This window comes from Candidatus Sodalis sp. SoCistrobi, assembly GCF_900143145.1.
In the GTDB taxonomy this organism is placed as follows: Bacteria; Pseudomonadota; Gammaproteobacteria; order Enterobacterales; family Enterobacteriaceae; genus SoCistrobi.
Genome location: NZ_FRDB01000311.1, coordinates 1 through 2,465, shown reverse-complemented (window position 1 = coordinate 2,465; position 2,465 = coordinate 1). Strand labels below are relative to the sequence as shown.

Here is a 2,465-nt window from a genome sequence, read left to right as displayed (position 1 = left end):
CGGCGACTCCTACGATAATGCGATGGCAGAGAGTATCAACGGGTTGTACAAAACGGAGGTTATCCACCGCGGGAGCTGGAAAAACCGGACGGAAGTGGAGTTGGCCACGCTGGACTGGGTGGACTGGGTGGACTGGGTGGACTGGTACAACAACAGAAGGCTGCTCGGGCGGCTGGGTTACATCCCTCCTACTGAAGCCGAAATGAACTATTACGCTTTGCAATTAGCATCAGAGGAAGCGGCGTAGTATTGCCAAAATTACTCTCTAATAAACTCGGGGTTATTCAGAATCCCGTGTCATTTTTCAGCGCCGTAAATGGCGATAGTACACGTCGGTTTCACTTCATTTACAACCCCACCGGCTGCCTATTTCAGCCCGCTAACCCTTGGCATATAAGTCGTTGCGGACTTGTGTATAACGAGGTGGCCTTATTTACCGTCGACCGCTACGGTAATCATCTTGGTCCGGCTGTTTTTTTGTCACGCAAGGGAAATCATTATGGCGAACGATCCCCAATATCAGGTCCTGTTGGACCGTATCGAAGCGCTCGAGGCGCGGGAACGTCAACTTACGGTGACGTCTCATGCCTATCAGATCGTGTTGACCACTATCCTGGGTAATTTGGATGTCCAAACCCGCGACCGGATCATTACCATGGTGGATGAAGCTCATGAAATCGCCTATTCCCAGGCGGTGAATCGCAGCGACCGGCAGCTCTCCGAGGTTATCAAAGGCGCGGATGAAGTGGTGCAGCGAATGTTCAACTATGCTCAGGGCAACCCGCATTCAGGGCTATAAGGATTTCGTCGGGGAAGACTGGCGCGGCCACCGTCGGACACCGCGCTGCCGGCTGCAGCGCGCTTGTTTTTTTACCCCTCCCTTCAGGCCGCCACGACGGTCCACCGCCTGCCTGACTACCGTTTGGGAAAGGCCGGCGGCTTTTTGGCCGCAAACTCCTCGCTTGTAAACGTTACCTATTCCATATTCGGCCCGGGCATGGATTTTACGCGTTGACTCAGGCAGCATATGGACCGTTTTATGCCGCCGGGATAAGCCCCAGCCTTTGGGGCTTTGGGCGGCGATATTGGCCGTTAAAGGATATGCTATGACCAGATTGACAGGGGTAATGCTGGCAACATTGATGTTGCTCGGGGGATGCGACGGCGCCACGCCATCGGATCAGGCGCCGCCTTGGCGCGCCGAAGGGAAAACCATGGGCACCTACTATCGCGTGTTGGTGGCGAACCCGCCCGCGGCAGCCCTGACGGGCCTGAACGACGCGATTGAGCAGCAATTGGCCGAGGATAATCACCAGATTTCCACTTGGCAAAACGATACCGTTTTATCGCAATTTAACCGTTATCGCGGCACCGACCCACAGCCGATTACCCCGGGCATGGCGGATATCATCTCTACCGCATTGCGTATTGGCGCGAAAACCGGCGGCGCGATGGACATTACCATTGGACCACTGGTGAACTTATGGGGCTTTGGCCCGGAAAAACAACCGACAAAGACCCCGGATGCTGAGCAAATCGACAGCGCGCGCGCGCGCGTTGGACTGGGGCATCTGCGGCTTATTGAAACCAGCAAGGGGCAGTGGCTGCAAAAATCGGTGCCCGACATGTATGTCGATCTTTCCACCGTCGGCGAGGGGTATGCCACCGACCACCTTGCCGCCCTGCTGGAGCAGCGGGGCATTACCCGCTATCTGGTGTCGGTGGGCGGCGCGGTGTTGACCCGGGGTGTGTCTTCCAGCCAGCAGCCCTGGCGAGTGGCTATCCAGCACCCGACGGATGAAGCCGTGGCGGCGGAGGCGGTGGTGGATTTACAGGGACATGGTATCAGCACCTCCGGCAGCTATCGGAACTACTATGAGCTTGAGGGTAAACGCATAAGCCATGTCATTGATCCTGTCACCGGTAGACCGATAAATCACAAACTGGTTTCCGCAACGGTTATTGCCACAGCGGCGCTGGAAGCGGACGGTTGGGATACCGGTTTAATGGTGCTTGGCACCGAAAAAGCCAAACAATTGGCGCTGCAAGAAGGCTTGGCGGTGTTTTTGATCACCAAAACCGAGAAAGGGTTTACCACCTGGATGTCGCCGCAGTTTTCCTCCTTTATCATTTCGCAGAGTGATAAAGGCGCTTAACGTCGCCGGGCTTGGGACGAAACCCCTGCCTTGAATAACCCCGAGTTTATTAGAGAGTAATTTTGGCAATACTACGCCGCTTCCTCTGATGCTAATTGCAAAGCGTAATAGTTCATTTCGGCTTCAGTAGGAGGGATGTAACCCAGCCGCCCGAGCAGCCTTCTGTTGTTGTACCAGTCCACCCAGTCCACCCAGTCCAGCGTGGCCAACTCCACTTCCGTCCGGTTTTTCCAGCTCCCGCGGTGGATAACCTCCGTTTTGTACAACCCGTTGATACTCTCTGCCATCGCATTATCGTAGGAGTCGCCG

Annotated in this window: 4 protein-coding genes; 3 read left to right on the top strand and 1 reads right to left on the bottom strand. The window is 55.5% G+C overall.

Going from position 1 to position 2,465, the window contains the following annotated elements; all coding sequences use genetic code 11:
- From CINSTRO3249_RS15040 to apbE, 3 genes are all read left to right on the top strand, one after another.
- Positions 1–247 (top strand): integrase core domain-containing protein (locus CINSTRO3249_RS15040; protein ID WP_143146887.1); only part of this gene is annotated, 247 nt, incomplete at its 5' end.
- A gap of 252 nt (positions 248–499) precedes the next feature.
- Positions 500–799, top strand: a complete 300-nt coding sequence (locus CINSTRO3249_RS15035) for a hypothetical protein (RefSeq protein ID WP_074013826.1) — start codon at positions 500–502, stop codon at positions 797–799.
- 307 nt (positions 800–1,106) lie between these two features.
- A complete protein-coding gene (gene apbE, locus CINSTRO3249_RS15030) occupies positions 1,107–2,156 on the top strand; it encodes an FAD:protein FMN transferase ApbE (protein WP_074013825.1) in 1,050 nt (349 codons plus the stop codon).
- Between the two features lie 71 nt (positions 2,157–2,227).
- Here the strand turns inward: apbE and CINSTRO3249_RS15025 are convergent.
- The coding region (locus CINSTRO3249_RS15025; protein ID WP_143146883.1) for an integrase core domain-containing protein at positions 2,228–2,465 on the bottom strand (238 nt) is incomplete at its 5' end.